This window comes from Streptomyces scopuliridis RB72 (assembly GCF_000718095.1).
Taxonomy (GTDB): Bacteria; Actinomycetota; Actinomycetes; order Streptomycetales; family Streptomycetaceae; genus Streptomyces; species Streptomyces scopuliridis.
This window is the reverse complement of sequence record NZ_JOEI01000054.1, coordinates 1-8,137: the sequence shown is the minus strand read 5'-3', so window position 1 is coordinate 8,137 and position 8,137 is coordinate 1. Positions and strand designations below refer to the sequence as shown.

Genomic DNA, 8,137 nt, shown 5'->3' with positions numbered 1-8,137 from the left:
GGGAGGTCTCGGGCCCTCCGTGGCCGTCTGACGGCCGATCACGGGGCCGGGCGCCGTACCCCCGCCGTCACCACTGCGGGCGCGTGAGGCGACCGCACGGCCCGTCTATGGCGGGCGGGGAGCTGGCAGCTGCCGCGATGCGGCCAGGGCCGGTGTGGTCGCTCCGCTCGGTCCCGGTCTCGCCGTGGCACGGGAGCGTGTCGTCAGAGTCCGCAGAAAGTGCCGGCCGAACCGCGGAGACCACCCCCGGTCGGGCTCCGCCCGACCAACGCTCGCGGGCGGCTGCGGGTTACGGCTGCGGCGGCTGCGGCCGGTGATCCGGCCACAGAGGCAGCCGCCCGCCAGTCCCCAGCCGCCGCCGGTCCGGCGCCCGCCACGCGGCCGGGAGCACGGGCCGAGCAGGAGGCGGAGGGGGCGGCGGAGTTTCGTCACGTGACGGCTGAACGGGTCCGGGAGTTTCGTCACGTGACGGACCGGAAGCGGGTCGGCGGGCCAGGGCGGACGCGACCGCAGCCACGACCGCTTCGCGCTGGCGACGGGCCTCGTACGCGCGCTGGCGGCAGGACCGGCGGCAGTACTCACGCGGGCGCCCTGTCTTCACCGGCGGCGGCACCGGCTCACCGCACCACGCACAGAGCCGCGCAGGGGCGCCAGGGGTCGGGATCGTCATCCAGCGACCGTACCGGCCGCCCCACAAGACCGGCCGCTAGACGCTAGATCCGAGGTCAGGCCCAGGATCAGCCGCTAGCGGCCCCGCTAGACCTAGCACCCGTTCCCCCGCTGGGACATGCCGGAGCCCCACCCCCCGGATCAGGGGTGGGGCTCCGGCGGCCGTTGGGCGGGTCAGACGGAGAGGTACTGCCCGGCCACGTCCACGAACGCGTCGTGCGCGTCGAGCGCGGTTTCCCGGGCGGCCGTCAGTCCCTCCCGCGTGAGGGCCGCGTCCGTGGTCCCGTCCGCCCGGCGCATCCCGAACGTCGCGGCCACCATGAAGTCGGCCGCCGCGCGAACGGCGGGATCCTGGACCAGAATCCGCACCCGTACGAGGGGCTCGGTCACCTCCGAGCGCGTCACGTGCGACTCAGCGCGCAGCTGCTCAACGCGCTCCGCCGACTCGCCCCGCAGCCGGGCATCCCCGCGCATGTACATCGCCCGCCGGTGGGCGCTGATTCGTCCGGCCAGTTCGGTGACGGCCGCCAGGCGCTCGCGCCGTAACTCCGCCGTACGCGCCGCAGCTTCCGTCCGCCCGGCCGCCCGGTGCTGAAACAGGCCGGAGATCACGACGCCCGCCAGCGTCCCCAGGACCGCGATCAGCGTGCTGATCATTTCAACCACCCCTTTGCGTCAACTTGCTTCGGTTGACTCAGCATGACACATGCGTGTCAGTCTGCGCAAGAGGCCCCACACCTATGCATCACGATCCCCCGGCGAGAGTGCCGGCCGAATCACCCGCGCGGGGGGTCCGGCCCTGGGAGCCAGTTCCCAGGGCCGGGGTTCGGGTCACTCCTGGGGAATCTCCGGCGGATCGAGCACGTCGATGCCCCAGACCAGGCCCCACGACTCGATCAGCATCCGTACCGCACCAATCCCGCCCGCCTCTGCGGCCCGGATCAGGTCCAGCGACCGGCCCCGGTGGCGCAGTACAGCGCCGTACCAGGTCTCGGCAGGGATGAGCGCGACGCCGTCCCCGCCGACTTCCTCTTCGGCGATCTCGTCATCAGTACGGTCGTCCAGCTCCACCAGCCCGGCGAGCAGGGCCCGCAGGCCGTTGCTCCAGTAGATCGCCCGGATGCCGTGGGCGCCGTACTCGTACTCGTGCCACAGCGGGACGTCGTCAGCGAGCCCGGCCGCCGCGCCTTCCGCCACCTCGAACGGCATCCGGCTGCCAGCGCGGCCCTGCTTCAGGTCGGCGCGGGCCAGCTCTCCGCCGGGAGTCCAGCGCTCGAACCGCGCCTTCCCATCCTGGGCCTTGAACAGGTAGCGGCTGAACTGCCGGGCATCCTCGGGCCGGGGGACGTCGACCTTCACGCCCCGGTCGTTGGGCCGGTAGCCGCCCGCCCGCTCCACCGAGCGGATCCAACGGGCGCGAGTAGCCGCCTCGAACGCGTCGGCGCGGTCGCGGGTCCACGGCCGGTCCGTGAACAGCAGGACGTGGAAGTGCGGGTGCCACCCGTTCTCGCCCTGCGTGCACTCCCACACGCGGACGTAGCCGACGATGCCGTGGTCGGTCTGGAGCCGCTGCCACATCTTCCCGGCCCGGCTGCCGAACGCGGTGATCCACGCGTCGTGCTGAATGCCCACCAGGCCGCCCCGCTCGCGCTTGCGGGTCGTACCGAGCGGCATCCGCCGGTAGTGCCGGAGGGTCAGCGTCATCATGGCAAGCCCGTGATCGGCCGCCTGCCACGCGGCCGTCACCGTGTCGATCTCCTCGGACCGGGCGGCCCGGATCTTCGCGGAGCAGACCGGGCAGAGGTGAATCTTCCCGCAGGTCGCGACCCCTGCGAGATGCGCGACCCCGCCGTTCAGGATCACGCCGACCCCACCCGCGATGGCGGACCGGCCGCAGCCCTTCAGGCCCTTGTCCTCGGTGACCCGCTGAATGCCCTCCCGGAGGGTCCAGCGAGCGTCACGGGACCGCGCTCCGCCCGTGTCCGCTTTTGCCTCTCCGGCCTCTCCGGCAGGCCTCTGACCTGCGCGGGTTGCACTTTCTCCGGTAGTACCAAGGCGCCTGTCCGGATTTGCTTCCGCCGGGGATGCCTCACCGGTCCCGAGCAGCTTCGCCAGGGCCCGTTTCGCGGCCTTCCGGCAGGCGTCTGAACAGTAGATCCGGGTCCGCTTGCCCGGGATGATCTGGATGGCCGTGCCGCAGGGGCAGCGGGGCCCGGTGAGCCGCTGTGGCGGGGTCGTGCTGTCTTCTCGTACCCTGGTCAACGCAACGTTTCCTGTCGGTCGGTACACCGATTCGGGGGCGGCGAACCCGGGCTCCTACACCCGGGTTCGTGCCATTTCTGGGGAGTGATCCTGTCACTCGCTGATCACGCAGTGCACAGCGCCCCGCCGGACCGGCGGGGCGCTGTCGTGTCGTCAGAAGAGCGTGGCTGGCGGCTCGGTGTCGAACCGCCGCCGTGCAGCGTCGGCTTCACGCTGGCGACGGCGGGCCGCCTGGTGGCACTCCGGGCACCAGGCCCGGAGCGATCCGGCAGGCAGCGCGACCGCGTCGACGTCGGAGAGGGTCAGGTCATCCGGCGCCACGATCAGCCGGACCCGGCCGGGCCCCTTGCGGTACTGGTCGTGGCGGATCGGGCACCGCAGGTCGGTGCGGGAGTGCTGGGAGCCGCACAGTCCGCCTGTGCACTGGCACCGGTATCCGGCAGCTTCCGCCACCAGCTCCCATCGCTCGACGTCCGCGAGGGGCCGTGTGTGGATCTCTGGCTGGGTAATCTCGAACGCGTACATCGGTTCTCCTCCGATGTGCCGGGCCGCAGGCGGTTGCACGCCGTACGGCCGATGGCGGGGCCGGACGTTCTCAGCGTCCGGCCCCGTAGTGCGTCAGATGGCGGTCACGCCGCCCGCGTCCCCGGCGGGCCGGGGGCGGACGGAGATGCGCATCGTGCCGTTGGGCTGGGGCTCCATGGCGACCGCGTGCCACGAGCCGTCAGGGCCTCCGAGGGCGTCCGCCTGGAACGCGTCGGCCGGGATGTCCATGGAGCCGCCGTGGTGCATCAGGATCGCCACGAGCGTGGCGTGAGAGAGGTCTTCGGGGCGGTGGGGGAGCTTCATCGGTCCCGCCCTCAGTCCTGGTAGGCGATCGGGGAGAGGGCGGAGTGCGCCCTGTTGAGCGCCTCGTACAGGGTCTGGGCGGCGTCGTGGGCGTCGGCCAGAGCGCCGTAGGTGTCCTCCAAGTCCGCGTCCAGGGTGCCCTTGTCGCTGCGCAGGTTCCCCGCCATCGACTCGGGCAGGTACCCGATCTGATCGAGGGCCTGCGGGAGTCCGGCGGCCATGCGGGCGAGCGCCCCGACAACGCTGTACGCGTCGCCGGGGAACTCCCAGCCCGGACGCTGCGACTGGGTGGCGTGGTTGATCGCGCGGACGGCCTCGGCCGCGTCGTCGGCGAGCTGGGCGGGGGTCTTCGGTTCGGTCATGGCCGGTCCTTTCGGATTGGGGCCCGGGTGCCGGCCGATTCGGCAGGCACCCGGGCGGGGGGTTGGTCAGGCGGTGGGGTTGTAGCCGGGGAACTCCTCGGCCACCAGCGCGAACAGCTCGGGCCCCGGTCGGCCGAGGAGACCGGCGGTCGCCATCGCGGCGTTCGCCTCGTACGCCGCGTTGGTCAGCGTCTCCTCAGCGCCCGGGTGGTGCGGGTCGTTGGCGGCGGCGGCCGTCGCCTTGAGCAGGCGGTAGAAGGCGCGTACAGCCTCGCGGGTGGTGTCGTCCATGTCGTCTCCCGAGTCAGCGCGTCAGTCTGTCTGACGTGAGTCAGTCTGACACGCACGTATTAGGTTGCGCAATAGGGGCCGGAGGGGTGTCCCTCCGGCCCCCGGGGTTTACGCGGCGGCGGGGATTTCGATCTCGGTCTGACCCTCGATCAGGGCCGGTCCGTGCTCTGCGTCGAGGCGTGCGTACACCCGCTGTACCTGGGATGCGGACCGGGTGGACACCCGGGCTGCCTCGCGGATCGAGAGGCCGCCGCGCCACGCCTTCTCGATCGCATCGCGGGCGTCCACGGTGCCCAGCTTCGGGCGCGGGGGGACAGTCGGCGCGGGGAGGTGTTCCCCGCAGATGACCAGGGCGGATACCGGTGCCGGCACTTCCGCCGGGGGGAGGGTGGGGGACACCGTGGCGTCCACCGCCGGGAGTTCGGTGTCCCTCTCGATGTCCACCACCGGGGCCGCGACCGGCTCCGGCTCGGCCACGAGGCCATGGACCTGCCGCATGAGGAGCCCGAACGCCAGCAGGGCGGCGGCCGGGGGGACAGCGGCGGTCACGTAGTCGAGCAGGGGGACATCGGTCCGGCCGTTGCCGACTCCGGCCACGTTGAGGGCGATCGAGCCGACCGACCCGGCGGCCGTGGCGAGGATCGCCCACCAGTCGGTGCGGCCCTGGAGTCCGGCCCGGAGCATCAGCAGCTCGCCGCCGACGATGAACAGGTCCAGGGTCGCGGGCCAGGCCCACCGCCGGATCGGAGAACCGGCAAGCCCGTGCTGTCCGGCCACTTCCGCAAGGTGCGCGTAGGAGAGCCAGAACGCCCCGGCGGTCAGGGTGACGATCACGATCCCGGCCGCGACCAGCGCGTACCGCTCCATCTTCTGCTTGGTCATGGTCACTTCCCCTTCCGGCGGAGCGCGATGGTGACGCCGACCCCGGCCGGGGTGGCGGCGGCGACTGCGGTCGCCGTGTCGGCCGCGAGCTGCATGAGCGCGAGCACGAGCCCGGCGAGCGTGAGGAGCCCGACGCTCGCGGCGAAGACCAACAGGCCCGTGAGCGCGGCGCCCTCGAACCGGTCCTGATCGAGGCTCATGCCGTGGCCTCCGTCGCGCCCGGGACGCTCACGGTGCCGTCGTCGTGGCGCACGAGCTGGCCCGCGTCCACGAGCCGCTTCACGGCCTTGGACACGGTCCCCTTGGGCAGTCCGCTGGTGACGACGATGTCCTTCTGCCGGACCGGCGGCCGGAGCAGGGACAGCGCCTCCAGCACCTTGGCGTCGGTCCCCTCGGCCGGAGCCACCGGGCGCGGCGCTGGGACCGAAACCGCGGGCGGTGCCAGAAGGAAGTCCCCGTCCTTCACCAGCCGGAGACCGGGCCGCTCGGTCGCAGCCGGAGAATCGGCCGGCACTTCCGCCGGGGCCTCCGTCCAGTGCTTCGCGGGCAGCGACTTCACCATCGCGTCGGTCATGGTCCACGTGCGGATCAGGCGAGGGCCGTGCCCGCCCAAGTACCCGTGGCCGCGCATCTTCTTGGACGCCTCGATGAGGTGCGGGCCGTAGTCGGCATCGTCGTCCAGGGCGACCTGAGCGTGGGTGAGGTTCTTGACCCGCAGCGCGAACCGGCTGTCGGTGTTCGCCGCGATCTGCGCGTGGATGCCGGGCGCGTCCCCGGAGGTGACCGGGTACTGCGTCGCCCACCACAGGACCACGCCGCGCGAGCGGCCCAGCGCGCTGATGTCGATGAGCTGCTGCGTGAGCTTCTTGTCCTTCAGCGCGAGGATCACGCGGCCCTCATCCACGAACAGGGTGAGCTGTGGTCCGTCCCACACGCTGATCCCGCGCCGCTTCATGTCGGCCTTCCGGCGGTTCATCTCTGCGTGCACCTCAGCGACCGCCGTCCGGATCTCCTCCGGCTCCACGGCGACCCGGCAGACCTTCTCCCAGACCGTGGCCTCTTCGCCCTTGCCGTCGACGAACACGAGGTGCCCAGCCCTGTGCGCGGCAGCCATGTGCGGCCGTGACGACCACGACTTGCCGGAGCCGGAAGCTCCGGCCACCGTCAGCCGGTTGTCGAGCGGGATCTCAACCGGCTCGCCGGTCACGGTGTCCAGCCCGATGCCGACTGCGGTCGGCGCCCAGTCCATCCGGGCGCCATCGGCCGCCAGCCTGGTCCGCAGCGTGAGGACCGCCCAGCCCCCCCGCTCGCCCGCCCGGATCTCCATCCGGAGCGCGGTCCGGCACCCGAGCAGGGCCCGGATGTTGCCCATCGCGTCGTCCAGCTTGCCCGGCGTCCACTTCCCATCCAGGCGAACCTGGACCGCGATGCCGGACGCTGTCAGCTCCGGACGGCCGGTCACCGTCCCGTCCAGCCCACGGCCGGGGGCGTGCTCGGTCCAGTGCTCCGGCTGGAGTCGAGCCAGGATCTCCGACTCCTCCTGAGTCGGCTCCAGTCCAGGCTCGGGCGCCTCGAACCGCGCGACCGACACGGCCAGCCAGGCCAGACCGGCGACGACCGCAGCCGCGACCGCGACCGCCGACCACAGCCACACCCGATCCGGCACGTACGGCAGACCGACGTACCCGGCGACGCCGACCCCGGCGACCGTCTTGGTCGCGAGCCACAGCAGCGAGTTCGGAACCCGGCGCTTCGCCGTCCGCAGCTCGCGCTCCGCGCGGTGCACCGCCGCCGTCTTCCGCTCCGGGTCGTCCTTCCGCGCTACGGCGACCGCACGACGGGCGTCCCGTACGAGCGGCTGAGTCAGCTTCCGCAGTTCCCTCCGGCGCTCCGCCTCAGAGCGCCACTTCTCGGCCGACCAGCGGCCCGTCTCGGCCGTCCGTCCGGCCGCCGTCTTGGAGTACTGCCGGATGATCATCCATACTCGTGCCTTGTCCACGATGTCCCTTTCACAGAGATCGTTGGGCGCGGGCGGCAGACCTAGCCGGGTCTGTCGCCCACTTGCGTTTCACAGGCGCGTGACCTGCAAGTTTCCGGTTTCCCGGTTTCCACCGAGGGGGGCCCTACGCGTGCGCACGCGAGGGAGGGTCAACTCCTCCCGCTTCGCCGGGTCTGACCGAAACTCCCGAAACCGGGCAGTTCGTCTAGGCGGTGTCGTCCGCCTTCCGCCACGCTCGCGCCGTGTTCGGGGCGACCCCGGTCAGTTCGTAGATCCGCCGGAGGGGGACCTCCATTCGGACCGCCTGAACGAGCACGGGGCGCAGCTCGGCATCGAGGGCTTCGAGCTGAGCGAGGAGCTTGATCCGCTTCTGACCGATCGGCTTGAGATCGGCTTCCGCTTGGGCCCTCAACTGGGCCGGTGTCTGCTGCGTCATGTGTGCAGCCTGACACACTCGGATCGCTTGCGCAAGCGTGTCTATCTAAGTCGTCATGTCGACACCGTGACCGGCCGTGCGGCTGTACGGCCCTGAGAGCGCGTCAGAGGCCGCCGTACGGCTCCGAGTCCGCCGGGCCCGGGAAATCGGCCCTGAGGGGCGTACAGGCGGTCTCACGCCCCCGCCTGGGCGGTGGGGCGGAATCGGTGAGCGGTTTACATGGCCAGCCGTCCGCCGGGCGCGGCTCTCGCCGTTGCGGACGTCATCAGGGGCTGGCGGGGAGGGGAGGGGAGGTCTCGGGCCCTCCGTGGCCGTCTGACGGCCGATCACGGGGCCGGGCGCCGTACCCCCGCCGTCACCACTGCGGGCGCGTGAGGCGACCGCACG

General features: G+C 72.0%; 10 protein-coding genes. All 10 read right to left on the bottom strand.

All coding sequences use genetic code 11. The features are described from left to right. Window positions 1-843: 843 nt before the first annotated feature. Complete coding sequence (locus tag IF11_RS0135845) at window positions 844-1,326, bottom strand: hypothetical protein (protein ID WP_030355997.1); 483 nt, start codon at window positions 1,324-1,326, stop codon at window positions 844-846. A 174-nt stretch (window positions 1,327-1,500) separates the two neighbouring features. Continuing rightward, window positions 1,501-2,532 carry a protein rep gene (locus IF11_RS0135840; protein WP_030355996.1) on the bottom strand — a complete coding sequence of 344 codons (1,032 nt, stop codon included), beginning with the start codon at window positions 2,530-2,532 and terminating at the stop codon, window positions 1,501-1,503. Between the two features lie 552 nt (window positions 2,533-3,084). Then, window positions 3,085-3,456, bottom strand: a complete 372-nt coding sequence (locus IF11_RS37375; RefSeq protein ID WP_063759297.1) for a hypothetical protein — start codon at window positions 3,454-3,456, stop codon at window positions 3,085-3,087. A 93-nt stretch (window positions 3,457-3,549) separates the two neighbouring features. Continuing rightward, on the bottom strand, window positions 3,550-3,780 hold the full coding sequence (locus IF11_RS0135830) for a hypothetical protein (RefSeq protein WP_030355994.1): 231 nt from the start codon (window positions 3,778-3,780) through the stop codon (window positions 3,550-3,552). 11 nt (window positions 3,781-3,791) lie between these two features. Then, a complete protein-coding gene (locus IF11_RS37370) occupies window positions 3,792-4,142 on the bottom strand; it encodes a hypothetical protein (RefSeq protein ID WP_037729414.1) in 351 nt (116 codons plus the stop codon). Window positions 4,143-4,208: 66 nt separating this feature from the next. Beyond that, window positions 4,209-4,433: a hypothetical protein gene (locus IF11_RS0135820; protein ID WP_030355993.1), complete on the bottom strand. Its 225-nt coding sequence runs from the start codon at window positions 4,431-4,433 to the stop codon at window positions 4,209-4,211. A 108-nt stretch (window positions 4,434-4,541) separates the two neighbouring features. Further along, window positions 4,542-5,315, bottom strand: a complete 774-nt coding sequence (locus IF11_RS39770) for a DUF2637 domain-containing protein (RefSeq protein ID WP_078491101.1) — start codon at window positions 5,313-5,315, stop codon at window positions 4,542-4,544. Between the two features lie 2 nt (window positions 5,316-5,317). Further along, entirely contained in the window at window positions 5,318-5,515 is a 198-nt protein-coding gene (locus IF11_RS40605) for a hypothetical protein (protein WP_030355991.1), read from the bottom strand. Then, window positions 5,512-7,314 carry a MarR family transcriptional regulator gene (locus IF11_RS0135805; RefSeq protein ID WP_133243205.1) on the bottom strand — a complete coding sequence of 601 codons (1,803 nt, stop codon included), beginning with the start codon at window positions 7,312-7,314 and terminating at the stop codon, window positions 5,512-5,514. The genes IF11_RS40605 and IF11_RS0135805 overlap by 4 nt, the downstream gene beginning before the upstream one ends. 205 nt (window positions 7,315-7,519) lie before the next feature. Next, window positions 7,520-7,750 (bottom strand): hypothetical protein, encoded by a 231-nt coding sequence (locus tag IF11_RS0135800; RefSeq protein WP_030355989.1) that lies wholly within the window; start codon window positions 7,748-7,750, stop codon window positions 7,520-7,522. Between the last annotated feature and the right edge of the window lie 387 nt (window positions 7,751-8,137).